Annotated in this window: 20 protein-coding genes and 2 tRNA genes; 5 read left to right on the top strand and 17 right to left on the bottom strand. The window is 73.7% G+C overall.

Translation table 11 applies throughout. The features are described from left to right. Window positions 1-22 precede the first annotated feature (22 nt). Complete coding sequence (locus tag NH342_RS09760; protein WP_253014214.1) at window positions 23-2098, top strand: RNA degradosome polyphosphate kinase; 2076 nt, start codon at window positions 23-25, stop codon at window positions 2096-2098. Beyond that, the gene (locus tag NH342_RS09755) at window positions 2082-3005 is read left to right on the top strand and encodes an NUDIX hydrolase (protein ID WP_253014212.1); all 924 of its coding nucleotides are present in this window, start codon (window positions 2082-2084) and stop codon (window positions 3003-3005) included. Before NH342_RS09760 ends, NH342_RS09755 begins: the two co-directional genes overlap by 17 nt. On the opposite strand, the gene NH342_RS09750 is transcribed toward NH342_RS09755, so the two are convergent. Genes NH342_RS09750 through leuC form a run of 3 tightly spaced genes read right to left on the bottom strand, consistent with a single transcriptional unit; the run spans window position 3002 to window position 5638 of the window. After that, window positions 3002-3568: a copper resistance protein CopC gene (locus NH342_RS09750; protein WP_253014210.1), complete on the bottom strand. Its 567-nt coding sequence runs from the start codon at window positions 3566-3568 to the stop codon at window positions 3002-3004. The two genes, NH342_RS09755 and NH342_RS09750, sit on opposite strands and share 4 nt — an antisense overlap. A 58-nt stretch (window positions 3569-3626) precedes the next feature. Continuing rightward, window positions 3627-4223 (bottom strand): 3-isopropylmalate dehydratase small subunit, encoded by a 597-nt coding sequence (leuD, locus tag NH342_RS09745; RefSeq protein ID WP_253014208.1) that lies wholly within the window; start codon window positions 4221-4223, stop codon window positions 3627-3629. Between the two features lie 2 nt (window positions 4224-4225). Next, a complete protein-coding gene (leuC, locus tag NH342_RS09740; RefSeq protein WP_253014206.1) occupies window positions 4226-5638 on the bottom strand; it encodes a 3-isopropylmalate dehydratase large subunit in 1413 nt (470 codons plus the stop codon). Window positions 5639-5696: 58 nt separating this feature from the next. On the opposite strand from leuC, the gene NH342_RS09735 reads away from it, so the two are divergent. After that, window positions 5697-6410 (top strand): IclR family transcriptional regulator, encoded by a 714-nt coding sequence (locus NH342_RS09735; RefSeq protein WP_308200632.1) that lies wholly within the window; start codon window positions 5697-5699, stop codon window positions 6408-6410. Between the two features lie 36 nt (window positions 6411-6446). Here NH342_RS09735 and NH342_RS09730 read toward each other — a convergent pair whose 3' ends face one another. Continuing rightward, complete coding sequence (locus NH342_RS09730) at window positions 6447-7016, bottom strand: hypothetical protein (RefSeq protein ID WP_253014202.1); 570 nt, start codon at window positions 7014-7016, stop codon at window positions 6447-6449. Between the two features lie 172 nt (window positions 7017-7188). On the opposite strand from NH342_RS09730, the gene NH342_RS09725 reads away from it, so the two are divergent. Next, the gene (locus NH342_RS09725) at window positions 7189-8589 is read left to right on the top strand and encodes an HNH endonuclease signature motif containing protein (protein ID WP_253014200.1); all 1401 of its coding nucleotides are present in this window, start codon (window positions 7189-7191) and stop codon (window positions 8587-8589) included. Between the two features lie 28 nt (window positions 8590-8617). Here the strand turns inward: NH342_RS09725 and NH342_RS09720 are convergent, their stop codons facing one another. The 10 genes from NH342_RS09720 to NH342_RS09675 form a co-directional block, all read right to left on the bottom strand. Further along, on the bottom strand, window positions 8618-9250 hold the full coding sequence (locus NH342_RS09720; protein ID WP_253014198.1) for a class I SAM-dependent methyltransferase: 633 nt from the start codon (window positions 9248-9250) through the stop codon (window positions 8618-8620). Further along, entirely contained in the window at window positions 9247-10344 is a 1098-nt protein-coding gene (galK, locus tag NH342_RS09715; protein WP_253014196.1) for a galactokinase, read from the bottom strand. Before galK ends, NH342_RS09720 begins: the two co-directional genes overlap by 4 nt. After that, window positions 10341-11414 carry a galactose-1-phosphate uridylyltransferase gene (gene galT / locus NH342_RS09710; protein WP_253014194.1) on the bottom strand — a complete coding sequence of 358 codons (1074 nt, stop codon included), beginning with the start codon at window positions 11412-11414 and terminating at the stop codon, window positions 10341-10343. Before galT ends, galK begins: the two co-directional genes overlap by 4 nt. A gap of 35 nt (window positions 11415-11449) precedes the next feature. After that, entirely contained in the window at window positions 11450-12241 is a 792-nt protein-coding gene (locus NH342_RS09705; protein WP_253014192.1) for an SDR family NAD(P)-dependent oxidoreductase, read from the bottom strand. An 83-nt stretch (window positions 12242-12324) separates the two neighbouring features. Continuing rightward, entirely contained in the window at window positions 12325-13503 is a 1179-nt protein-coding gene (locus tag NH342_RS09700) for an LLM class flavin-dependent oxidoreductase (RefSeq protein ID WP_253014190.1), read from the bottom strand. A gap of 117 nt (window positions 13504-13620) precedes the next feature. Then, a tRNA-Glu gene (locus NH342_RS09695) sits at window positions 13621-13693 on the bottom strand. A 45-nt stretch (window positions 13694-13738) separates the two neighbouring features. Beyond that, window positions 13739-13810: transfer RNA gene (locus tag NH342_RS09690), tRNA-Gln, on the bottom strand. A gap of 65 nt (window positions 13811-13875) precedes the next feature. Next, entirely contained in the window at window positions 13876-15063 is a 1188-nt protein-coding gene (locus NH342_RS24180) for a CPBP family intramembrane glutamic endopeptidase (RefSeq protein ID WP_253014188.1), read from the bottom strand. Continuing rightward, window positions 15060-16538, bottom strand: coding sequence for a glutamate--tRNA ligase (gltX, locus tag NH342_RS09680; RefSeq protein ID WP_253014175.1), 1479 nt, complete (start codon window positions 16536-16538; stop codon window positions 15060-15062). The genes NH342_RS24180 and gltX overlap by 4 nt, the downstream gene beginning before the upstream one ends. Next, a complete protein-coding gene (locus tag NH342_RS09675) occupies window positions 16535-17338 on the bottom strand; it encodes a fumarylacetoacetate hydrolase family protein (RefSeq protein WP_253014173.1) in 804 nt (267 codons plus the stop codon). Before NH342_RS09675 ends, gltX begins: the two co-directional genes overlap by 4 nt. 54 nt (window positions 17339-17392) lie before the next feature. On the opposite strand from NH342_RS09675, the gene NH342_RS09670 reads away from it, so the two are divergent. Continuing rightward, window positions 17393-17767, top strand: coding sequence for a VOC family protein (locus NH342_RS09670; protein WP_253014170.1), 375 nt, complete (start codon window positions 17393-17395; stop codon window positions 17765-17767). Here the strand turns inward: NH342_RS09670 and cimA are convergent. The 3 genes from cimA to NH342_RS09655 form a co-directional block, all read right to left on the bottom strand. After that, entirely contained in the window at window positions 17757-19343 is a 1587-nt protein-coding gene (gene cimA / locus NH342_RS09665) for a citramalate synthase (RefSeq protein ID WP_253014168.1), read from the bottom strand. The two genes, NH342_RS09670 and cimA, sit on opposite strands and share 11 nt — an antisense overlap. A 173-nt stretch (window positions 19344-19516) precedes the next feature. Continuing rightward, on the bottom strand, window positions 19517-20539 hold the full coding sequence (locus NH342_RS09660) for a 3-isopropylmalate dehydrogenase (RefSeq protein WP_253014166.1): 1023 nt from the start codon (window positions 20537-20539) through the stop codon (window positions 19517-19519). 96 nt (window positions 20540-20635) lie between these two features. Continuing rightward, window positions 20636-23768 (bottom strand): S8 family serine peptidase (locus NH342_RS09655; protein WP_253014164.1); only part of this gene is annotated, 3133 nt, incomplete at its 5' end.

Below are 23768 nucleotides of genomic sequence, written 5' to 3'. Positions count from 1 at the left end.
CGGCGTAGGCCAAGATGGCGGGGTGCCCGAGACGCCGACCGAGACGGCTCCCCCCGCCCCGCAGGACCCCGACCGCTTCCTCAACCGGGAGCTGTCCTGGCTGGACTTCAACGCCCGCGTGCTGGAGCTGGCCGAGGACGAGGGCGCCCCACTGCTGGAGCGGGTCAAGTTCCTGTCGATCTTCGCCAGCAACCTCGACGAGTTCTACATGGTGCGCATCGCGGGGCTCAAGCGCCGGCAGAGCACCGGCCTGACGGTCCGCTCCCCCGACGGGCTGACCATCCGCGAGCAGCTGGCGCGCATCTCCGACCGCACCCAGGACCTCGTCGCCCGGCACGCCGGCGTGTTCGTCAAGGACGTGCTGCCGCGGCTGGAGGAGCACGGCATCAAGATCGTGCACTGGGACGCCGTCGGCGACGCCGAGGCCATGCGGCTGCGGGAGTACTTCCGCGACCAGGTGTTCCCCGTGCTCACCCCGCTGGCGGTCGACCCGGCGCACCCCTTCCCCTACATCTCGGGCCTGTCGCTGAACCTGGCCGTGTCGGTGCGCGACCCCGAGACGGGTGCGCCGCGCTTCGCGCGGGTGAAGGTGCCCGACAACGTGCCGCGCTTCGTCCCGGTGCACACCGAGGACGACGGCGAGTCGGTGTTCCTGCCGCTGGAGGACCTGATCTCCGCGCACCTGGGCCAGCTGTTCCCGGGCCTGGACGTCCTGGACCAGCACCTGTTCCGGGTCACCCGCAACGCCGACGTCGAGGTCGAGGAGGACCGCGACGAGGACCTGCTGCAGGCCCTGGAGCGCGAGCTGCAGCGCCGCCGGTTCGGCCCCGCCGTCCGGCTCGAGGTCACCGACTCGATGGACGAGCAGATCCTCGACGTCCTCATGCACGAGCTCGAGGTGGCGCCCTCGGACGTGCTGCACGTGCCGGGCCTGCTGGACCTGGCCTCGCTGATGGCGCTGTACGGGCTGGACCGGCCGGAGCTCAAGGACGAGCCGTTCGTCCCCGGCACGCACCCGCGGCTGAGCGACGGCGAGAGCCCCAAGAGCGTGTTCGCCACCCTGCGCGAGGGCGACGTGCTGCTGCACCACCCCTACGACTCCTTCGCCACCAGCGTGCAGCGGTTCATCGAGCAGGCCGCGGCCGACCCCAACGTGCTGGCGATCAAGCAGACCCTCTACCGCACGTCCGGTGACTCCCCGATCGTGCAGGCGCTCATCGAGGCGGCGGAGGCCGGCAAGCAGGTCGTCGTCCTGGTGGAGATCAAGGCCCGCTTCGACGAGGAGGCCAACATCAGCTGGGCCAAGACGCTGGAGCGCGCGGGCTGCCACGTCGTGTACGGCCTGGTGGGCCTCAAGACGCACTGCAAGACCGCACTGGTGGTGCGGCGGGAGAACGGCGTCCTGCGGCGGTACTGCCACATCGGCACCGGCAACTACAACCCCAAGACGGCGCGGATCTACGAGGACCTCGGCATCCTCACCGCCGACCCCCGGGTCGGCGCCGACCTCACCGACCTGTTCAACACCCTCACCGGCTACTCCCGGCAGACCACCTACCGCTCGCTGCTGGTCGCCCCGCACGGCATCCGTGCCGGGCTGCTGGAGAAGTTCCGCCGGGAGGCCCGGCACGCCGCCGAGGGCCGGTCGTCGGGGATCCGGATCAAGGTCAACTCCCTGGTCGACGAGGAGCTCATCGACGCCCTGTACGAGGCGTCGGCGGCCGGCGTGCCGGTGGAGCTGTGGATCCGCGGTATCTGCGCGCTGCGGCCGGGGGTGCCGGGGTTGAGCGAGAACATCCGGGTGCGCTCGGTCGTGGGCCGCTTCCTGGAGCACTCCCGGGTCATCCACGTCGCCAACGACGGTTCGCCCGAGTGGTGGCTGGGCAGCTCGGACCTCATGCACCGCAACCTGGACCGCCGGGTCGAGGTCCTGCTCCGGATCAGCGACCAGCACGCCGCCGACCAGCTGCAGCGGATGTTCGACGGCGCGATGGCCGACGACGTCCGCAGCTGGCAGCTCGGCGCCGACGGCAGCTGGACCCGCACCGGCGAGCACGACTACCAGGCCCGGGTGATGGCCGGTGAGCTCGCTGGCTGAGCGGGTGCAGCCGGCTGCCGGCGGCGCGGTCTGGCGGCACGGCGCCGGCGGCACCCTGGAGACCGCCGTGGTGCACCGGCCCAAGTACGACGACTGGTCCCTGCCCAAGGGCAAGCTCGACGACGGCGAGCACCCGCTGCAGGCCGCCGTCCGGGAGGTCGGGGAGGAGACCGGGCTGGCCGTCGCCGTCGGCCGGCGCAGCGTGCAGACCCGGTACGTCCACAAGCACGGCCCCAAGCGCGTCGACTACTGGACGATGCAGCACGTGGCCGGGGACTTCGCCGCCAACGACGAGGTCGACGAGCTGCGCTGGCTGCCGGTCCCCGCGGCGTCGCAGCTGGTCACGCACCCGCACGACGCGGCGGTGCTGGCCGACCTGGCCCGCACCGACGTGCCCCGCACCCCGACCCTGCTGCTGGTCCGGCACGCCAGCGCCGGTGAGCGCGGCGACGTCGCCGGCCCGGACGACGAGCGCCCGCTGGACGCCCGGGGCCGGGCGCAGGCCGCGCGCCTGGCGCAGGTGCTCACCGCCTTCGGGCCCACCGAGGTGCTGGCCGCGCCGCCGGTGCGCTGCGTGCAGACGGTCACCCCGCTGGCGCAGGCGCTGGGGCTGCCGCTGAGCAGCGTCCCGGAGCTCGGCGAGGAGGGCTTCGGCGACGACCCGCAGGCCGGCATCGACCGGGTGGAGGCCTGGCTGGAGCCCCGCCCGCAACCCGGGGTGACGGTGGTCTGCAGCCAGGGCGGGGCGATCCCGTCCGTGCTGATGGCCCTGGGGGTGCGCTTCCCGGGGACGACGGGGTCGTTGTGGCCACCGGCGGCCAAGGGCAGCGTGTGGGTGCTGGGCGGGCAGCCGGGCCGGTTGCTGGCCGACTACTACCGCGATTTCCCGGCCGACCCCGACATCTAGGTCCGCCGCCGGCGCAGCAGGACCACGCCACCGACGACGACGGCGGCCGCCAGCAGCACGGGCACGCCCCGCACCAGCAGGTTGGGGCCGCTGTCGTCGCGGGTGGCCGCCGCCTCGCTGGGGGTCGCCGCGGCCGGTGCGGTCGTGGCCGGTGCGTTCCCCGGCGCGGGCGTGGTCGACGCCGCTGGGCGGGTGGGGACGGGGCCGGCGTAGGTGAAGGCGTAGCTGCCCTCGAGCCGGTGCCCGTCGGCGGAGGTCACCGCCCAGGTGACGGTGTGCGTACCGGTCGCCGTCGGCGCCACCGGCACGGTGACTGCGCTGCCGTCCGCAGTGGCCTCGGCGGTGCCCACCGAGACGCCGTCCGGGCCGGCGACGACGACGTCGGGGCCCCGCACTGCGCCGCTGAAGGTGAGCACCACGGCGCCGAGCGGGTCGCTGACCGTGGCGCCCTCGGCGGGCGAGGTGCTGCTCAGGCCGGAGTGCGCCGCGGCGGGCCCGGCGCCGAGGAGCCACAGCGGCAGGACGAGCAGGGCGAGCAGCAGGGCGCGGGGGCGGTGGGTCACCGGGGTCCTCTCCTGGGTGTCCCCTGTGCAGTCGCCCCCGCGACCCTGCTGGTTCCCGTCAGACCGGGGTGGTGGTCGGCTTCCAGGAGGGGCGCTGCGCCTCGTAGGCGTCGATGTCGGCGAGGTGCCGCTCGGTGAGGCCGATGTCGTCCAGGCCCTCCATCAGCCGCCAGCGGGTGTAGTCGTCGATCTCGAAGCCCACGGTCCGGTCGGCCCAGCGGACCTCTCGGGCGCCGAGGTCGACCGTCACCTGCAGGGTGGGGTCGGCCTCGCAGGCGTCCTGCAGCGCCTCGACGTCGGCGGCCGGCAGCACCACGGTGAGCAGGCCGGACTTGGTCGAGTTGTTGCGGAAGATGTCGGCGAACCGCGGGCTGATGACGACCCTGAACCCGCCGTCCAGCAGCGCCCAGTTGGCGTGCTCGCGGGAGGAGCCGGTGCCGAAGTCGGGGCCGGCGACCAGGACCGAGGCGTCGGCGTACTCGGGCTTGTTGAGCACGAAGTCCGGCTCGTTGGTGCGCCAGGCGACGAACAGGCCGTCCTCGAACCCGGTGCGGGTGATCCGCTTGAGGTACTCGGCCGGGATGATCTGGTCGGTGTCGACGGCGCTGCGCCGCAGCGGGGCGGCGGTGCCGGTGTGGGTGGTGAAGGCGTCCATGCTCAGGCTCCAGCGGTCTGCAGGTCGGCCGGGGCGGTGAGCTTCCCGGTGAGGGCGGTGGCGGCGGCGACGGCGGGCGAGACCAGGTGGGTGCGACCGCCCTTGCCCTGCCGGCCCTGGAAGTTGCGGTTGGACGTCGACGCCGACCGCTCGCCGGGCTGCAGCTGGTCGGGGTTCATGCCCAGGCACATCGAGCAGCCTGCGCCGCGCCACTCGGCGCCGGCCTCGGTGAACACGGCGTCCAGGCCCTCGGCCTCGGCCTGCTGCTTGACCCCGACGGACCCGGGGACGACGAGCATCCGGGTGTCGGCGGCGACCTTCTTGCCGCGCAGCAGCTCGGCGGCGACCCGCAGGTCCTCGATCCGGCCGTTGGTGCAGGAGCCGAGGAACACGGTGTCCACGGAGATCTCGCGCAGCGGGGTGCCGGCGGTCAGGCCCATGTAGGCCAGCGCGGACTCGGCGGCCTTCCGGTCGGTCTCGTCGGCGAAGTCGGCCGGGTCGGGCACCGAGCCGCTGATCGGCAGGCCCTGCCCGGGGTTGGTGCCCCAGGTGACGTAGGGGGTCAGTGACGCCGCGTCGATGACGACCTCGCGGTCGAACTCGGCGTCCTCGTCGGTGCGCAGCTCGCGCCAGGCGGCGACGGCGGCGTCCCAGTCGGCGCCCTGCGGGGAGTGCTCGCGGCCCCGCAGGTACTCGAACGTGGTCTCGTCGGGGGCGATGAGGCCCGCGCGGGCGCCGGCCTCGATCGACATGTTGCAGATCGTCATCCGGGCCTCCATGGACAGCGCCTCGATCGCGCTCCCCCGGTACTCGATGACGTGGCCCTGGCCGCCGTTGGTCCCGATCTCGGCGATGACGGCGAGGATGACGTCCTTGGCGCTGACGCCGACCGGCAGCTCGCCGTCCACCCGCACCGACATCTGCTTGGCCGGGCGCTGGGGCAGCGTCTGGGTGGCCAGCACGTGCTCGACCTCGCTGGTGCCGATGCCGAAGGCCAGCGCGCCGAAGGCGCCGTGGGTGGAGGTGTGGCTGTCGCCGCACACGATGGTCATGCCGGGCTGGGTCAGGCCCAGCTGCGGGCCGATGACGTGCACGATGCCCTGGTCGCGGGTGCCCATGGGGGCCTGCCGGATGCCGAACTCCGCGGTGTTCTTGCGCAGCGCCTCGACCTGCGCGCGGCTGACCGGGTCGGCGATCGGGGCGAGCAGGTCGGTGGTGGGGACGTTGTGGTCCTCGGTCGACATGGTGAGGTCGGGACGGCGGACGGTGCGCCCGGCCGCGCGGAGCCCGTCGAAGGCCTGCGGGCTGGTGACCTCGTGCACCAGGTGCAGGTCGATGTAGAGCAGGTCCGGCTCGCCCTCGGTGCGTCGCACCACGTGCTGCTCGTAGACCTTCTGCGCCAGGGTCCGTCCCACGGCTGCGCCTCCTCCGGCTCGTTTGCCATCCCATTCAGTGAGATGCAAGTATCAGCTCGTGGGACAGCCTAACCCCGTCGGCGTGCTGGACAAAGCGGTGTCGATCCTGCACGCCGTCGCCGACGAACCCGCCACGCTCGCCGAGCTCGTGGAGCGCACCGGGCTGCCACGCGCAACCGCGCACCGGCTCGCCGTGGCGCTGGAGGGGCACCGGCTGGTGCGCCGCCGTCCCGACGGGTCCTGGGCCCCGGGGCCGGCGCTGGCCGAGCTCGGCCGGGGCAGCCGGGACCTCGCCGACCAGCTCGCCGAGGCAGCGACCCGCCACCTGGTCACCCTCCGCGACGTCAGCGGCGAGAGCGCGCAGTTCTACGTCCGCGACGGCTCCGCGCGCGTCTGCGTGGCCGCCGCCGAGCGCCTGTCCGGGCTGCGGGACACCGTCCCGGTCGGCGCCCGGCTGCCCATGACGGCGGGCTCCGCGGCGCACGCCCTGCTCGCCTTCGCCCCCGCCGAGGAGGTCACCCCGCTGCTGCCCTCGGCCTCCTTCACCGCCCGCACGCTGCTGGACGTCCGCCGCCGGGGGTGGGCGCACAGCGTCGCCGAGCGCGAGCCGGGGGTGGCGTCGTTGTCGGCCCCGGTGCGGGACGGCGCCGGCGGCGTGCTGGGTGCGGTGTCGGTCTCCGGCCCGGTCGAGCGGCTGGGACGGCGGCCCAGCCCGGAGGTGGTCGGCGCCGTCCTGGAGGCCGCCCACGCGATCGCCCGCGCCGCCCGCTGAGCGCTCGTGACCATGCACATCCGCAACGGCGCAGTGTCAACCGCGGGCGAAGGCCCCGATCCACGGATGGCCGGGGTGGGCGACCCCGAGGGCGTCGCGCAACCGGCGGCGAGCCGCCGTCGACAGGAGCGGGACGGAGGCCTCGGCCTCCGCCTGGTCGACCGGCCGCAGCCCGGGAGCCTCGTGCAGCACCTGCACCTCGGGCCGCAGGTACCGGACGCCGCCGTGCTCGGTGAGGACGTCGTCCAGCGCAGCTGACACCCGGGGGTCTCGCTGGTAGCTCCACGTCCCGTCGGTCACCTCGGACAGCAGGACGTCGAACTCCCACGGGTCGGCTCCGCTGCGGCGCAGCCAGAGGTTGACGCAGGACGGCGGCATGTCGTCGTCGGCGCGGAGCACCGGGCGCAGTGAACCCTGGTCGACAACCCACACGTCGAAGCGGCCGGCCAGGTGGCGCCACAGACCGGCGACGTCGGTCCGTGGCACCCCGATGTCGAGGTCCCCGTGCTGCCTGCACGGACCCGTCAGAGCCTCGATCACCCGGCCGCCGGCGTTCCACCACGTGCCGTCGTAGCCGTCGAGGAGGATGGCCGCGTCGGCCGGCACTCGTGGAGCCCACGGGCCGTAGGACTGGTCCCACGCCACGGTGCCGCCCATCCACCCGTGACGAACCGCGGCTACGGGCGAACGGTGGGTTGACCTGCGGATTCGTCTTGCTCCCCCCAGCCGACCGAGCTACAATTCGAACACCTGATCGAATGAGTGGGAGGTGTCGGCGGTGGGTCTGGACGACGCCGAGCCCTGGACGCCCGAGCCCCTCGCACCCGGCGCGCTCGGTGCTGAGCGTCCGCCGGCGCCCTCGCCGATGGCTGCTGCGTCCCGGTCACCGGAGCCGCCGCCGGCCGATGTGTGCGCGGCGATCGAGGCGGCGCTGGCTGCGTCGCAGACGCCGCTGGAGGGCGGGGTGTCGGCCGCGCAGTTGCTGGACCGGGCTCGGGGTCTGGCCCGGCTGGTCAACCTCGCGCAGGCCGAGCTGGCCCGCACCGTCGCCCACGCCGAGTCAGTGGATGCCGCCTACGCCGACGGGCTGACCGGGATGCGGCCCTGGTTGCGCGGGCACGCCCACCTGTCCGGTCCCGAAGCCGCTGGAACGCTGGCAGCAGGACGGCTAGCCGTGCGGATGCCGGCCGTCGGCGCTGGTGCTGCCACCGGCGGGATCACCGGCGGGCAGGTGGCTTTGATCGGCCGGATCCTCGCCGACGACGTGTGGGCGACCGGCGAGGCGGCCGGGGTGGACCTGCCCGCGCTGGACCTGCTGGTGGCCGAGACCGCGCTGCAGGCGCCCCGCACGCTGGCCGATGTGTGCCGGCGGATCGCCGACGCGATCGACCCCGACGGCCCACCGCCGACCGACCCGACCGAGGGGAGGGGCCTGCGGATCTCCCGCCGCGCCGATGGCACCCGGGCAATCCGTGGGCAGCTGGACGCTGCCGGTGGGGAGCAGGTGGAGGCCGCGCTGGAGGCCATCGCTGCCGCCGGCCGCTGCGAGGGCGACCTGCGCTCCCGCGACCAGCGCGCCGCCGACGCCCTCGTGCAGCTGGCCGCGCTGCACCTGGCCGCCGGGGACCTGCCCATGCTGCGCACGACCAAGCCCCAGGTGACCGCGTTGATCCAGCTGGAGGACCTCGCCGACCCCGACACCCGCCCCGCCGCCACCCGGCTGGGATCAGGGGCGACCGCGTCCAACACCGTGGCCCGGCAGGCCGCCTGCGACGGGGACGTCGCCCGCGTCCTGCTCGGCCCCGACGGGCTCCCGCTCGACGTCGGCCGCGCCCACCGCCTGGTGCCGGCGCACATCCGCCGCGCCGCCGAGGTCCGGGACGGTGGGTGCGTGTTCACCGGCTGCCACGCCCCGGCCTGGTGGTGCGACGCCCACCACCTCATCCACTGGATCGACGGCGGAGCCACCAGCCTGGAGAACACCGCGCTGCTGTGTGAACGCCACCACACCCAGGTCCACCACGGCTACCGGCTGAAGTGGGACCCCGACGACAGGTGCTGGCGCACGTTCCGCCCCGACGGCCGCGAGATCATCACCGGCCTCCTCACCGACACCACCGTCGCCCCCATCGACCACCGCCGAGAACCCGACCCACCCCTGTTCCCCCGCTCAGGCTGACCCGGCCGGGACGGCTCGGCCGCGGCGGTCAGCCGGGCCGGCGGGCGACGAGGAGGGCTTGCGGGCGAGCACCCCACAGTGGCGGGAAGCGCAGCTCGACCACCGGCTCCAGGCCCGCACCCGCCAGCACTGCGGCCATCTCGTCCGGCTGCCACAGGTACGTCGTCCACGAGACGCCCTCGACGCCGTAGGCGTCCCGCCGCTGCACCTCGCCGTCGCCCACGTGTGTGCCCCAGGCCAGCTGCCCCCCGGGCACCAACGCCTCCGCCAGCGTCCCGAGCACCGTGCGCACCGTCGCCCGCGGCAGGTGGAACAGCGACCACCAGGCGAGCACCCCGCCCAGCGACCCCGCGGCGGGCCGCAGGTCGGTGGCCGAGGCGACCTCGAAGCGCAGGCCCGGGTGGTCGCGGCGGGCGTGCTCGACCATCCGCGGGGACAGGTCCACCCCGGACACGTCCACGCCCAGCCCGGCCAGGTGCGCCGACACCTGACCCGGCCCGCAGCCCACGTCGAGCACAGGCCCGAGCTCGCGCACTCCCTCCGCGAAGCCGGCGAGCACCGCCCGCAGCCACGGGTGCGCGCCCAGGTCCCCGGCCTGCATCCCGACGTAGGCATCGGCCACCCGGTCGTAGGCCGACCGGAGCCCGTCGAGGTCGGTCACCCGACCCGGTGCGCGCCCGGTGAGGGGACGACGACGAAGGTCCGGTAGGCGCACCCGGCGGGCTGGACGGCGGCGGTGACCGCCTCCAGGTCCTCGGTGTCCACCAGCACGATCGCGCTGCCGCCGAAGCCGCCGCCGACCATCCGGGCCCCGTGGGCGCCGGCGGCCAGCGCGGTGTCGACGACGGCGTCCAGCTCGGGCGTGGAGATCTCGAAGTCGTCGCGCAGCGACACGTGCCCGGCGGTCAGCACCGGGCCGATCGCGCGCGGGTCACCGCCACCCGTCAGCATCTCGACGACCTGCAGCACCCGGGCGTTGTCGGTGACGATGTGCCGCGCCCGGCGGCGGAGCACGTCGTCGGCCAGGCCCTCGACGTCGGCGGGCGTGGCGTCGCGCAGCGCGGGGACGCCGAGCGCGGCCGCGGCCGCCTCGCACTCCCGCCGCCGGTCGCCGTAGCCGCCGTCGGCGTGCGAGTGCGTGTGCCCGGTGTCGACCACCAGCAGCGCCAGCCCCGCCGCGGCGAGGTCCAACGGCACCTGCTGTCGGCTGCGGTCGCGGGTGTCCAGGAACAGCGCGTGCCCGGCCTCGCACAGCAGCGATGCCGACTGGTCCAGGATCCCGGTGGGCGCCCCGACGAAGTCGTTCTCCGCCCGCCGCGCCACGTCGACCAGCGCGTCGACCGGCAGGTCCGGGCGCAGCAGGTCGCGCAGCGCCAGGGCGACCGAGCAGGTCACCGCCGCCGACGAGGACAGGCCCGCACCGGCGGGGACGTCGCCGTCCACCAGCACCGACAGCCCACCCGGCAGGTCGAACTGCTCGGCCACCCCGGCGACGTAGCCGGCCCAGCCGGCCGGGTTGCCGGCCCGCACCTCGGTCATCGGCAGCTCGACGACGGCGCCGGGCTGCTGCACCGAGGCGATGCGCAGCAGCCCGTCGGTGCGCCGGGCCACCGAGGCCAGCACCCGGTGCGGCAGCGCGACGGGCAGCACGTAGCCGTCGTTGTAGTCGGTGTGCTCGCCGATCACGTTGGCTCGACCGGGTGCCAGCCAGACGCCCTCGGGGTCGGTGCCGAAGGCGTCGGTGAAGGTGCTCACGGCACGACCACCGCGCGCAGCGCCTCCGCCGCACCCTCGGGTGAGGTGTCGGAGATGAACGCGCCCATCCCCGACTCCGAGCCGGCCAGGTACTTCAGCTTCCCCGGCGCGCGGCGGAAGCTGAACAGTTGCAGGTGCAGCCACCACTCCTCCCGCCCGGCGTGCACCGGGGCCTGGTTCCAGGAGGAGATGTAGTTCATCGGCTCCTCGAACCGGTGCGCGAACCGGCCCAGCACGTCCAGGTAGACCTCGACGAAGGCGTCCCGTTCCTCGTCGGTCAGCGCCGCGACGTCGGGCACCCGGCGGTGCGGGAACAGCTGCAGCTCGTAGGGCCACCGCGCCGCGGCCGGCACGAACGCCGTCCAGTGCTCGTTGGCGCGGACGACCCGCGGGCCGGACCGCTCGGCGGCCAGCACGTCGGCGAACAGGTCGCCCTCGTACGCGCCGACCTGGCCGAGGATCTTCTGCACCCGCGGGGCGAGGAAGGGGTAGGCGTACACCTGGCCGTGCGGGTGCGACAGCGTCACCCCGATCTCCTCGCCGTGGTTCTCGAACAGGAACACCTGCTCCACCCCCGGCAGCGCCGACAGCGCCTGCGTGCGGTGCGCCCACGCGTCGACCACCAACCGGGCGCGGTCCCGGCCCAGGTCGGCGAAGGACCGGTCGTGGTCGCTGGTGAACACGATGACCTCGCAGCGACCCTCCCCCGGCCGCCGCACCACCAGGGGGTTGCCCTCGGCGTGCACCGGGACGTCCCGGTCGACCTCGGTGGACAACGACGGGAACCGGTTCTCGAAGACCGCGACCTCGTAGTCGGCCTCGGGCAGCTCGGTGGCCCGCTCCGGGGTCGAGGGGCACAGCGGGCACTGGTCGGCCGGCGGCAGGAACGTGCGGGTCTGCCGGTGGGCGGCGATGACCACCCACTCCCCCAGCAACGGGTCCCAGCGCACCTGGGAGGCGGTCGCGACCGGCGGCAGCTCCCGCGGGTCCGCCGCCTCGCGCGGCGTCGGGACGCTGTCGAAGTACACGACCTCGCGGCCGTCGGCGAGGTGCCGGGTGGTGCTGATCACGATTGTGAACGTTAACAGCCCCACCCGGCCGGACCTCAGATCGTCGAGACCGACCCGCTGTCGACGCGGTAGTTGCTGCCGTTGACGAAGCTGGCGCGCTCCGAGCACAGGAACGCGATGACGGCGGCGACCTCGGCGACCTCGCCGCGGCGGCCCAGCTCCATGCCCGGGCGCTCCTCCTCCAGGAAGGACTCCACGGCCTCGTCGAAGCTGGTGCCCTTCTCGTCGGCGCGCTTCTCCATCATCTTGTCGGTCATCGGGGACGCGATGAACGCCGGCGACACCGCGTTGACCAGGACGCCGTCCGAGCCGTAGGTCTTGGACAGGCCCTTCACCAGCGACAGGACGGCGGCCTTGGCCGCGCAGTAGGGCAGCTCGTCGACGTAGGGCTGGACGGCGTCCTCGCTGGCCAGCAGGACGACGCGGCCCCAGCCGGCCGAGCGCATGCCGTCGACGAAGGCCCGCACGACCCGGACGGCGGCGAAGAAGTCGATCTCCAGGGTGTCCCGCCAGCCCTGCTCGTCGATCTCGTGGAACAGTCCCTGCGCCCCGGTGATGCCGGCGGCGTTCACCAGGATGGCCGGGTCCCCGATGGCCGCCACGACCTCGGCCTTGAGCCGGTCGACGTCGGCGGCGTCGGTCAGGTCGGCGGCGATGGCGGTGACGCCCTCGCCGAGCTCGTCGGCGGCCTGCTGGAGGGCGTCGCCGTCGACGTCGGTGATGACCACCGTCACCCCCTCGGCCAGCAGGAGGCGGGCGGTCTCCTTCCCGATGCCGGAGTCGGCTCCGGTGACGAGGGCGGTGCGTCCGGCGATGCCGAGGTCCACGAGTTGCTCCCGAGGTCTGGGCACCCGGGGTGGGTGCGTCCGGGGGCACGGTGCCCCCGGACGCGGAGCTCAACCCTTGGCGCTCAACCCTTGGCGGCGACCTCGGCCTGGTAGCGCTCGGTCATGGTCGCGACCGCCTGCAGCTGGGCGGCCGCGTAGTCCTCGCGCTTGGCCCCGGCCCGCTGCTTGGCGTCCAGCGTGGCCTGGGCGTGGGTGACCTGGCCGCCCTGGAAGTGCGGCACGACGTGCTGGGCGATGAGCTCGTAGGACCGCTTGGTGGCCTCGGGGTTGGCCCACTCGTGCGCCAGCAGCAGCATGGCGCCGAAGCCGCCGGACTGGTCCCACAGCTTCTGCACCTGCTTGCGGGCGTCCTCGACGGTGCCGATGGCGCCGATGCCGGCCTCGTTGATGAAGTCGATCATCTCCTTGACGTCGCCGCCCTCGACCGCCATCTGGGGGAACGCCGCGGTCTTCTGGAAGTACCGGAACCACTGCTCGATGCCGTACTGCACGTCGGCGTAGGCCTGCTCGCGGGTCTCCGCGACGTGCATCAGCCCGACCAGGCGCCAGTCCCGCCGGGAGACCGTCTGCCCGTGCGCCTGCGCGCGCTCCTCGACCACGCCCCAGTGGTGGGCCAGGGCGTCGAAGCCGTCGGGGCTCAGGGTCGCGCCGACCGACAGCAGGCCGACGCCGTGCGTACCGGCCATCCGCGGCCCGGTGGGCGAGGCGACGGCGGCCACCGCGACGTCGAACAGCGGCTCGCTGTAGGGACGCAGGTGCAGCCGGGCGTCGACGAGGGTGTGCGTGCGGGTGGTCGCGGTGACCGTCTCGCCGTGCAGCAGCCGCATGATGATGTCGAGGTTCTCGGCCAGCAGCTCACGGGTGGCCGTGGGATCCAGCCCCAGCATCATCGAGTCGGTGGGCAGCGACCCGGGCCCGCAGCCGAGCATCACCCGACCCCGGGTCAGGTGGTCCAGGAGCACCATGCGCTCGGCCACCCAGAGCGGGTTGTGGTAGCTGATCGAGGTGACCCCGGTGCCGAGCTTGATCCGCTTGGTCCGCTCGGCGGCCGCGGCGATGAAGATCTCGGGCGAGGCGATGATCTCGCTGCCGGCGGAGTGGTGCTCGCCGATCCAGGCCTCGTCGTAGTCCAGCCGGTCCAGGTGGGCGACGAGCTCGAGGTCGCGCTGCAGCGCCGTGGTGGGGTTCTCCCCCGCCGGGTGGAACGGGGCCAGGAAGATGCCGAACCGGAGCCTGCTCATGGACGCCTCCGCGCTGAGGTGGGATGAGACCCCGATCACAGCCCACCCCGGGCCCGGCGTCAACGCCCCGGGAACGCAGAGGACCCCCGGCCCAGTGGGCCGGGGGTCCTCGTGGTGTAGCCCCGAAGGGATTCGAACCCTCGCTACCGCCGTGAGAGGGCGGCGTCCTGGGCCGCTAGACGACGGGGCCAGAACTGCGGTGCAGATGTTACAAGAGGAGGTGGAGCGTTCCTCGCTGGGGTACCAGGACTCGAACCTAGACTAACGGAACCAGAAACCGTCGGGCTGCCAATTACCCCATACCCCATGGGCTGTGCTGTTGTGCGGGCCTCGCGGCGCCGTCGGAGACACTACCCGATGCCGGGACGGCGTTCACGCACCCCCCTCCCGGGACCACCGCGGGTCGGGCTCGGGCACGGTCGACGCCGGGGCCTGCGGTAGCAGCGGCGGGGCGGGCACCCAGGTCGGCTGCCAGGTCTGCTGCCGGGCCGTCGGCGGGCGGCGCAGGTCGACCGCCGGGCTGGCCAGCTCCGGCCGCAGGGTGCGCCGCGCCCGGGCGACGAGCCAGACGTAGGCGCCCATCGCCACCACGTCGAGCAAGGTGATCAGCAGCGAGATGCCGAAGGACAGCGGCAGCGCGGTCCCGGTGTCCCCGCCCAGGGCGCCGGCGAGCACGAACACGACAACGTTGTTGACCGCGTGCAGCACGATCGCCGCCTCCAGCCCGCCGGTCAGCCGGGTGACCCACGAGGCGGCCAGGCCGAAGACGAACCGGTCGGCGAAGGTCAGCACGTCCGGCGGCGCGTGCGCGGCGGAGAACAGCGCGGCGGTGAGCACCGCGGCCACCACGGCGCCGGTGCGCTCGGTGCGGAACCAGGCCGCGACGGTCTGGCTGAGGTAGCCGCGGAAGACGAACTCCTCGGCGGCCGACTGCAGCGGCGTGGTCAGCAGCACGACGACCAGCAGCCAGACGTAGCTGCCGTCGGGCCCGGTGATCGACACCGGCCCGTCGGTCAGCGAGAGGCCGATGGTGACGACGACGCCCACGCCGATGGTCACCAGCGCCCGCCAGGTCAAGGGGCGCAGCAGCTGCCACCGGATCCGGCCGCGCACCGACCCCGACCAGCCCCGGCCCATGCCGTGCGCGACCGCCCACGCGGCCCAGACGATGGGGATCGCCACGATCAACGACGCGTTGGTGACCAGCAGGACGCCGGGGTCGGTGAGCTGCAGCAGGTCGGCGACCGGGACGACCCCGGTCAGCACCACGACGAACACCACGACGACGGCGGCCACGGCGTAGAGGACGGCGAACAGCAGCAGGCCCAGCAGCGGCCGCCACCACGCCCAGTCCCGCGAGCGCATCAGCCAGGCGTAGGGCTGCGGCTCGTCGAAGGGCGGGGCGCCCGGCGGCGTGACCGGCCGTCCGCCGGTGGGCGGGGGCGGCGGAGGGGGCAGCGGCGGGGCGGGCACCCACGAGCGCGGCACCTGGGGCTGCGCACCCCAGGGCCGCGTCGGCGGCGGACCGCCGTAGGACCACCCGGGCCCCGGCCCGGTCACGGGACCGCGACCTCCCGGGCGGCGGCGAGGCGGGCCAACGAGGCCTCCCGGCCGAGCAGCTCCATCGACTCGTAGAGCGGGGGGCTGACGGTGCGACCGCTGATCGCCACCCGGACCGGGCCGAAGGCCTGCCGCGGCTTGCGGCCCAGCTCCTCGACCAGCGCCTGCTTCAGCGCGGCCTCGATCGTCCCGGTGGTCCACTCCGGCAGGGCGGTGAGCGCCGCGGTGGCGGCGTCCAGGACCTCGACGGCGTCCGGGCCGGTGAGCTGCTTGGCGACCGCGGCCTCGTCGTACTCGGGCTGGTCGCGGAACAGGAAGCCCAGCAGGCCGACGGCCTCGCTCAGCACGACCATCCGCTCCTGGGCCAGCGGCGCGATGGTGTCCAGCACCCGCTGCTGCTCCGGCGTCGGGGTCGGCTCGACCAGGCCGGCGTCGGCGAGGTAGGGCGTGACCCGGGCGACGAATTCCTCGACCGGCAGCGCGCGCAGGTGGGTCGCGTTGATGGCCTCGGCCTTCTTCAGGTCGAAGCGGGCCGCGTTGGGGCTGACCCGGCGGACGTCGAAGGCCGCCACCATCTCGGCGGGCGAGAACACGTCGCGGTCCTCGGCGATCGCCCAGCCCAGCAGCGCCAGGTAGTTGACCAGGCCCTCGGGCAGGAAGCCGCGCTCGCGGTAGAGGTCCAGGTTGGACGTGGGGTCGCGCTTGGACAGCTTCTTGTTGCCTTCGCCCATCACCAGCGGCAGGTGCCCGAAGCGGGGGGCACCGTCGGCGAGGCCGACGTCGGTGAGCGCGGTGTAGAGCGCGAGCTGGCGGGGGGTGGAGGACAGCAGGTCCTCCCCGCGCAGCACGTCGGTGATCCCCATCAGGGCGTCGTCGACCGGATTGACCAGGGTGTACAGCGGCTGGCCGCCGGCCCGGGCGAGCACGAAGTCGGGGACGGCGCCGGCGGCGAAGGTGACCTCGCCGCGGACCAGGTCGTCCCAGGACAGGTCGGTGTCGGGCATCCGCAGCCGCAGCACGGGCTGGCGGCCCTCGGCGCGGAACGCGGCCTTCTGCGCCTCGGTGGTCTCGCGGTCGGCGCCGTCGTAGCCCTGCTTGGGGTCCTGCCCGGCGGCGACCCGGCGGGCGGCGACCTCCTCGGGGGTGGAGAAGGACTCGTAGGCGTGCCCGGCCTCGACCAGCTTGGCCAGCACGTCGCGGTAGACCTCCCCCCGCTCGGACTGCCGGTACGGGCCGTGCGGGCCGCCGACCTCGGGGCCCTCGTCCCACTCCAGGCCCAGCCAGCGCAGGCTGTCCAGCAGGTGCCGGTAGGACTCCTCGGTGTTGCGTGCCTCGTCGGTGTCCTCGATGCGGAAGACGAACTGCCCCCCGGTGTGCTTGGCGTAGGCCCAGTTGAACAGCGCGGCGCGCATGACGCCGACGTGCACCGTGCCCGTCGGCGAGGGGCAGAACCGCGTGCGGACCGGGCTGCTCATCGGGCGGTGGAGGTGGTGTCCGCGCCGGCGACGGAGTTGGTGAGCTCGCCCAGGCCCTCGATCGCCACGGTGACCGAGCCACCGGCGCGCAGCGGGCCGACGCCGGCCGGGGTGCCGGTGAGCACGACGTCGCCGGGGAGCAGCGTCATGACCTGGGAGATGTAGGAGATCAGCGTCGGGATGCCGAACAGCAGCTGGCTGGTGCGGCCGTCCTGGCGGAGCTCGCCGTCCACGGTGCAGGTGACCTGCAGGTCGGCGGGGTCCTTGCCGATGCCGGGCAGGTCGGTCTCGATCCAGGGCCCGATCGGGCAGAAGGAGTCGAAGCCCTTGGCCCGGGTCCACTGGTTGTCCCTCTTCTGCATGTCCCGCTCGGTCACGTCGTTGCCGATCGTGTAGCCGAAGATGCTGGCCTGCGCCTGCTCCTCGGTGACGTGCCGGGCGCCCCGGGCGCCGATGACGACGGCCAGCTCGGCCTCGTGGTGCACGTTGGTGCTGCCCGGCGGGATGCGGATCGCGTCACCGGGGCCGATCACCGAGGTGGAGGGCTTGAGGAAGACCAGCGGCTCCTTCGGTGCGTCGCCGGTGTTCATCTCCTTCACGTGGTCGGCGTAGTTCTTGCCGACGCAGACCACCTTGCTGGGCAGGATCGGCGAGAGCAGCCGGACGTCGGCGGCGGCGTGCCGCTGGCCGGTGAAGCTGATCTGGCCGAAGGGGTGGCCCTCGATCTGGGCGACCTGGCCGTCGCCGTCGAGGACGCCGAAGGACATGCCGGTGGGTGAGGCGTAACGGACGATGCGCACGGGTCGAGGCTACTGATGTGCGGCCGGGCACGCGGCGGGCCATGATCGGGCGGCATGGCAGCCCGCATCACGTCGGTCGTCGTCAACTGCACCGACCCGGCCGCGCTGGCCGCGTTCTGGGGGCAGGTGCTCGGCTGGGAGGTGCAGGAGGCCGACGACGAGCTGGTCACGCTGGGCCCGCCCGGCCAGCCGCCGAAGGGCCCGGTGCCGGTGCTGGACCTCGTCCGGGTGCCCGACCCGACGCCGGGACGGCGCCGGCTGCACCTGGACGTCAACGCCACCGACCGCGACCGGGACGCCGAGCTCGAGCGGCTGCTGGAGCTCGGCGCCGTGCGGGTGGACGTCGGCCAGGGGGACGTCGACTGGGTGGTGCTCGCCGACCCCGAGGGCAACGAGTTCTGCCTGCTGCGCTCCCGGGTCAGCGGCTGAGGACGGCGTAGGTGAGGGCATCCACCAGGGCCAGCCAGGAGGCCTCGACGACGTTCTCGTGCACGCCGACCGTGGTCCACTCCCCCGCCTTGTCCGCGGTGTCGACCAGCACCCGGGTGGTGGCGCTGGTGCCACCGGTCCAGCCCAGGATGCGCACCTTGTAGTCGCTGAGCGCGACCTCGGCCAGCTGCGGCCAGCGGCTGACGAGCGCGGCGCGCAGCGCGTTGTCCAGGGCGTTGACCGGGCCGTTGCCCTCGCCGACGGCGACCACCCGCTCGGTGCCGCCGTCGCCGTCCGGCAGCCCCACCTTCACCACGGCCTCGCTGACCACCTGGCCGTCGGGCCGGTGCTCGACGGTGGTCCGCCAGCTCTCCAGCTCGAACAGCGGCGCGGGCGCGTCCGCGAGCTCGCTGCGCAGCAGCAGCTCGAAGGAGGCGTCGGCGGCCTCGTAGGACCAGCCACGCGCCTCGCGCTCCTTCACGGCGGTGACGACCCGGCCGACCGCGGCGTCCTGGCCGGTGAGGTCGACGCCGAGCTCGCGGCCCTTGAGCTCCACCGATGCCCGGCCGGCCATCTCGGTGACCAGGATGCGCATGTCGTTGCCGACGGTCGCGGGGTCGAGGTGGTTGTACAGCTCCGGGCTGACCTTGATGGCGCTGGCGTGCAGGCCGGCCTTGTGCGCGAAGGCCGAGGCGCCGACGAAGGGCTGGTGGTCGTCGGGGGTGAGGTTGGCCAGCTCGGCGATCGCGTGGCTGACCCTCGTGAGCTCGGGCAGGCACGCGGCGGGGACGACGCGCAGGCCCATCTTGGTGACCAGGTTCCCGATGAGGGTGAAGGTGTTGGCGTTGCCGGCGCGCTCGCCGTAGCCGTTCGCCGTCCCCTGCACCTGGGTGACCCCGGCCTCGACCGCGGCGAGGGAGTTGGCGACCGCGCAGCCGGTGTCGTCCTGGCAGTGGATGCCCAGCTGCCCGCGCACCCGGGCCCGGACGTCGGTGACCACCCGGGTGATGCCCGAGGGCAGCATGCCGCCGTTGGTGTCGCACAGGACGCCGACCTCGGCGCCGGCGTCGAAGGCCGCCTGCAGGACGGCGACGCCGTGGTCGGGGTCGGCGGCGTAGCCGTCGAAGAAGTGCTCGCAGTCGACGAACACCCGCCGGCCGTGGCCGACCAGGAAGGCGACGGTGTCGGCGACCATCGCCCGGTTCTCCTCGGGAGTGGTGCGCAGCGCGTCGCGCACGTGCCGGGGGTCGCTCTTGGCGACCAGGCAGACGACCGGGGCCTGCGAGTCCAGCAGCGCGTGGACCTGCGCGTCGTCCTCGACGCGGACGCCGGCCTTGCGGGTGGCGCCGAAGGCGACCAGCACGGCGTGCCGCAGCTGCAGCTCGGTGCGGGCGCGGGCGAAGAACTCGGTGTCCTTGGGCAGCGCGCCGGGCCAGCCGCCCTCGATGTAGGAGACCCCGACGGAGTCCAGCAGCCGGGCGACGGCGAGCTTGTCGGCCACCGAGTAGGTGATCCCCTCGCGCTGGGCTCCGTCGCGCAGCGTGGTGTCGAAGACCTCGACGGTCGGGGTGGTCATGGGGGCTCCTCGGGTGTCCGGGCACAAAAAAACCTCCCGGGGTACGGGAGGTGAGCGCGCAGTCGGGGGGGTGACTGCGCGCTAGGTGATGGTGATCGTGCCGGTGGTGTGCATCGCCGCAGATGATGGCACCCCCTCCCGGGACCTGTCGAGCAGGTCCCGGGACGGGGCCCTCAGCCGCCGGCGAGGGCGGCCAGGCGGTCGCCGACCTCGGCGGTGCGCAGCGGCTGGGCCCGGTCCCGGGTGGACAGGTCGAAGGCGACGGCGGCGTTGACCTTGCGGGCCTGCTCCGTGCGGCCGAGGTGGTCCAGCAGCAGGCCGACGGACAGCACGGTGGCGGTCGGGTCGGCGACGCCCTGGCCGGCGATGTCGGGGGCCGAGCCGTGCACCGGCTCGAACATCGACGGGTGGGTGCCCGAGGCGTCGATGTTGCCGCTGGCGGCCAGGCCGATGCCGCCGGTGACCGCGGCGGCGACGTCGGTGACGATGTCGCCGAAGAGGTTGTCGGTGACGATGACGTCGTAGCGGGACGGGTCGGTGACGAAGAACATCGAGGCCGCGTCCACGTGCTGGTAGGCGACGGTGACCTCGGGGAACTCCGCGGCGACCTCCTCCACGGTGCGCGACCACAGCGACCCGGCGTGGGTGAGCACGTTGGTCTTGTGGATCAGCGTCAGGTGCTTGCGGGGCCGGGCGACGGCCCGCTCGAAGGCGTAGCGGGCGACCCGCTCCACGCCGAAGGCGGTGTTGACGCTGACCTCGGTGGCGACCTCGTGCGGGGTGTCCCGGCGGAGCACGCCGCCGTTGCCGGTGTAGGGCCCCTCGGTGCCCTCGCGGACGCACAGCATGTCGATCTCGCCGGGGTCGGCCAGCGGGCTGTCCACGCCGTCGTAGAGCTTGGCCGGCCGCAGGTTGACGTGGTGGTCGAGCTCGAAGCGCAGCTTGAGCAGCAGGCCCCGCTCGAGGATGCCGGCCGGCACGCCGGGGTCGCCGACCGCGCCGAGCAGGATCGCGTCGTGACCGCGCAGCTCGTCCAGGACGCTGTCGGGCAGCAGCTCCCCGGTGCGCCGCCAGCGGGCCGCGCCGAGGTCGTAGGGGGTGGTCTCGACGTCGGGGGCGACCTCGCCCAGGACCTTGAGGCCCTCGGCCACCACCTCGGGGCCGATGCCGTCTCCAGGGATCACTGCCAGGCGCATGGGCTCAGAGGCTAGTGCCCGGGCCCGCACGCACCGGCACCCCCCGCGGGAGTGCGTCGCGGGGGGTGCCGGTGCGTGCTCGGGTGGTGCGGTGGATCAGCCGGTGGTGTCCGCCGGCTGGTCCGTGGCGGGTGCCTCCGCCGCCGGCGGGACGGTGACGACCGTGGCGTCGGCACCCCCGGCGGGGGCGATCGGCACCGACTGGGTGCGGCCGGCCGCGCTGGAGTTCTGGCTCAGCACGACCATGGCGCCCTTGTCACCGCCGACCGCGGTGTCCGCGGCGTAGGACTCGGCGTCCTGGGTGACGGCGATCTGCGTGCCGTCGGTCGCCGGCACGAGCAGCGCCGTCCCGTCCTCGGTGCTGAAGGACAGCCCCGGGGCGGTCGGGTCGAAGCTCATCGCCTGCGGCGCGAGCTCGGGCCCGGTCGGCGTGGACAGCGTGCCGACGTCGTCCACCGTGCCGTTGTAGCTGGCCGACTGGACGCCGAAGGAGATGCGCCCGGGCGCGGTCGGCAGCTGCGACAGCGGGATGCCCAGGATCTGCACGTCCGAGTCGTAGGCGTTGGTGTCGACCAGGCCGTCGTAGACGTTCATGGCACCGACGTAGGGCTGGCCACCGGCACCGACCAGCTGGTAGTCCCGGTCGGTGATGACGACCAGCGGGATGTCGTAGTCGGCGATCCGGGTGGTGGTGACCTGGTAGTCCCAGACCCCGTCCCCGGTCGTGTCCATGAAGACGCCGTAGTTCACGGCCGTCTCCGCCGACGTGTACTTCCCGTGCGCGGAGACCGCGAAGTACACACCGGGGTCGTCCGGGCTGTCGGCGACGTCCGAGGCCACCCCGACCGCGGCCAGGTCGACCGATCGTTCGAGCTCGGTCTTGTAGCAGGTGCTGACCAGACCGGTCTCGGCGTCGCACTTCGGCAGTTGCGGGCTGGTGCCCAGCTGCTCGAAGGCACTGACCAACGAGGTGTAGCTGGTCGGGTCGAACAGGTCGCCGTTGGCCACGGCCTCGCCCGACAGCCCGATGGTCGAGCCGTCCGCCGACGGGGTCGCCGTCAGCGTGGAGGCCGGCTTCGGGTTGGCGTGCACCGGCACCCGCAGCACCTCGCCCCGGTTGTTGGTCGGGGTGAGCACGACGCGGCCGCTGGCCTCGCCGAGGAACTGCCGGCCGTCGTCGACGACCACGGTCGGGTCGGCGACCTTGCGCAGGTCGTCCTGGGTGGCGGTCATGGTGATCGTCACCGTGCGGCTCTGGCCCGGCGGGATGGTCAGCCGCTGGGCCGACAGGGCGTACCGGACACCGGGCTGGGCGACCAGCGCGTCGTAGGAGACGCGGTACACCGCGGCGCGGCCGCCCTTGTTCTCGACCGTGATGGTCTTGGTGGCGCTGACCTGCTCCTGGTCGACCTCGACGACGCCGAAGGACGCCGTCACCACGCCGGACCCGGCCTCGGCGTACGCCAGGACCTCGTTGCGCAGGGCCGATGCGGCGTCGATGCGGCCGGAGCCCACCCGGTTGGGCCCGTAGACGTCACCGGTCCGGCCGGGCTCGGTGTACAGGTCGTGGGTGGCGGTGTTCATCAGGTCCGCCTTGACCTCCTCGGTGCTCCACTCCGGGTGCGCCGCGCGGATGAGCGCGGTGACGCCGGCGGTGACCGGGGTGGCCATCGAGGTGCCCGAGAGGCTGGCGCCGCCCGAGCCCTGGCCGACACCGGCGGAGTAGACCGTGACACCCGGTGCGGTGACGTCGGGCTTGGCGCCGTCCTCCTGGCGGACGCCGCGGGAGCTGAACGAGGCGAGCAGGTCGACCTGGTCGGGGTCGGTGAAGGACGCGGCGTCCTTCAGGCTGGGCCCGAAGGTGACCGTGACGGTCTGACCACCGGTGACCGCGCCGCGCAGGGCGCCGCCGTCGGAGTTGGTGACCAGGATGCCGGGGATCTGCGCGACACCGGTGATGCCGGTCTCCAGCAGGTCGTCGTCGGCGATGATCACGAAGCCGACGGCGCCGGCGTTGACCGCGTTGGTGCCCTTCGTGACCGAGCCGCAGGCGAAGCCGTTGGCCTCGATCAGCAGGATCTTCCCGGTCGCGTAGCCGGCCGGGAGCGCGGCGCAGGCGTCGGTGTTGCCGGCCGGGGCGTAGACCAGGTCACCGGTGACGTCGGGCTTGGTCGCGCCGTCCGCGTCGGTGTCGCTGTAGGCCACCGAGCGCAGGCCCGGTCGGGTGCCGTCGAGCAGCCCCTCGGGCGAGGTGACCTGCCAGCCGTCGAAGACGCCGTAGCCGTCGTTGCTCGCCGCGACGCCGATGCCGCGGGCGGCGTTGCCCGGTGAGCCGCCGATGTCGTAGCTGTCCCCGGCGTTGCCGGCGGCCAGCACGGCCAGCATGCCCATCTCCATCGCCTGGTTGATGGCCATGGAGTCCGCGTCGTCGGCCAGGCCGTAGTCCGAGCCCAGCGACAGGTTGATGACGTCGAGGTGGTCGCTCGGGTCACCGTCGCCGTTGGGGTCCATGGCCCAGTTGATGGCCTGCATCGTGACGTCGGTGGAGCCCTCGCAGCCGAAGACCTTCAGGGCGTACAGCTCGGCGCCGGGCGCCATGCCGGGGCCGATCCGCAGGTCGCCGGGCACGCCGCCGGCGTAGCCACCGGTGTAGGTGCTGCCGTCGGCCTCGACCCCGTACCCGGCTGCGGTGCCGGCGACGTGGGTGCCGTGCCCGTTGCAGTCCAGCGGGTTCGGGTCGGCCATGGCCACGGGCTGGTAGTCCGGGCTCGACGGGTCGGCGTCGTAGCTGTCACCGACGAAGTCGTAGCCGCCGACCACCTTGGCGTTGGGGAAGACGCCGGCCGGGGCGGGCTGGGCCTCGTACTGCTGCAGGGTGTCGAACTGGTCGACGCTGCCGCTGCCGCCGAAGTCGGTGTGCGTGTAGTCGATGCCGGTGTCGATGATGCCGATGGACACGCCCTCGCCGGTGTTGCCGAGGTCCTCCCAGGCCTGCACGGCCTGCACGACGGACGCGGCGCCGGTGTTGGACACCTTCTTCGGGTAGATCGGGTGCACCGCGACGACGTCGGGCAGCGCAGCCAGCGCGTCGTAGTCGGCGGCGTCGGCGCGCACCGCGACGCCGGACAGCACGGTCGACGTCGTGTAGAGCACCTCGGCGTCCGGCACGGCGGCGGGCAGGTCGGCGGCGACCGCGGCGGCGGCGGCCTCGGCGGCCGGCTGGGCCGCG

Origin of the sequence: Klenkia sp. PcliD-1-E, assembly GCF_024124375.1 — a bacterium.
Lineage (GTDB): Bacteria > Actinomycetota > Actinomycetes > Mycobacteriales > Geodermatophilaceae > Klenkia.
This window is presented reverse-complemented; position numbering and strand designations above follow the sequence as displayed.

Excerpts from the sequence above, each read along its gene's own strand:
- leuD (WP_253014208.1), bottom strand. The coding sequence starts at position 4,223 with ATGGACGCCTTCACCACCCACACCGGCACCGCCGCCCCGCTGCGGCGC.
- cimA (WP_253014168.1), bottom strand. The coding sequence starts at position 19,343 with ATGACCACCCCGACCGTCGAGGTCTTCGACACCACGCTGCGCGACGGA.
- NH342_RS09700 (WP_253014190.1), bottom strand. The coding sequence starts at position 13,503 with ATGAGCAGGCTCCGGTTCGGCATCTTCCTGGCCCCGTTCCACCCGGCG.
- gltX (WP_253014175.1), bottom strand. The coding sequence starts at position 16,538 with ATGAGCAGCCCGGTCCGCACGCGGTTCTGCCCCTCGCCGACGGGCACG.
- NH342_RS09660 (WP_253014166.1), bottom strand. The coding sequence starts at position 20,539 with ATGCGCCTGGCAGTGATCCCTGGAGACGGCATCGGCCCCGAGGTGGTG.
- NH342_RS09670 (WP_253014170.1), top strand. The coding sequence starts at position 17,393 with ATGGCAGCCCGCATCACGTCGGTCGTCGTCAACTGCACCGACCCGGCC.